Origin of the sequence: Campylobacter sp. JH32 (genome assembly GCF_017846535.1) — a bacterium.
Lineage (GTDB): Bacteria > Campylobacterota > Campylobacteria > Campylobacterales > Campylobacteraceae > Campylobacter_D > Campylobacter_D coli.
In genome coordinates this window covers 1-626 of sequence record NZ_JAEQBS010000041.1, presented here as the reverse complement: position 1 = coordinate 626, position 626 = coordinate 1, and the positions used below count along the sequence as shown (strand labels likewise).

Genomic DNA, 626 nt, shown 5'->3' with positions numbered 1-626 from the left:
TATACCAGTGGTGCAATTGCAGAACTAGGGAGCGTAGATGAAGGCACAACAAGGACAGATACAATGAATTTGGAGCGTCAAAGGGGAATCACTATCCAGACAGCAGTGACATCTTTTCAGTGGGAGGATGTAAAAGTCAACATTATAGATACGCCAGGCCATATGGATTTTTTGGCGGAAGTATACCGTTCTTTATCCGTATTAGACGGAGCAGTATTATTAGTTTCTGCAAAGGATGGCATACAGGCACAGACCCGTATACTGTTTCATGCACTACAGATAATGAAGATTCCGACAATTTTTTTCATCAATAAAATTGACCAAGAGGGGATTGATTTGCCAATGGTATATCGGGAAATGAAAGCAAAGCTTTCTTCGGAAATTATAGTGAAGCAAAAGGTTGGGCAGCATCCCCATATAAATGTAACGGACAATGACGATATGGAACAGTGGGATGCGGTAATTATGGGAAACGATGAACTATTAGAGAAATATATGTCAGGGAAACCGTTTAAAATGTCAGAACTGGAACAGGAAGAAAACAGGAGATTCCAAAACGGAACGTTATTTCCCGTTTATCACGGAAGCGCTAAAAACAATCTGGGGACTCGGCAGCTTATAGAAGT

The 626-nt window shown here is 40.9% G+C and carries 1 pseudogene; it reads left to right on the top strand.

Going from position 1 to position 626, the window contains the following annotated elements:
- Window positions 1-626: pseudogene (gene tet(O) / locus KAR67_RS09420) on the top strand (tetracycline resistance ribosomal protection protein Tet(O)); the annotation flags it as partial.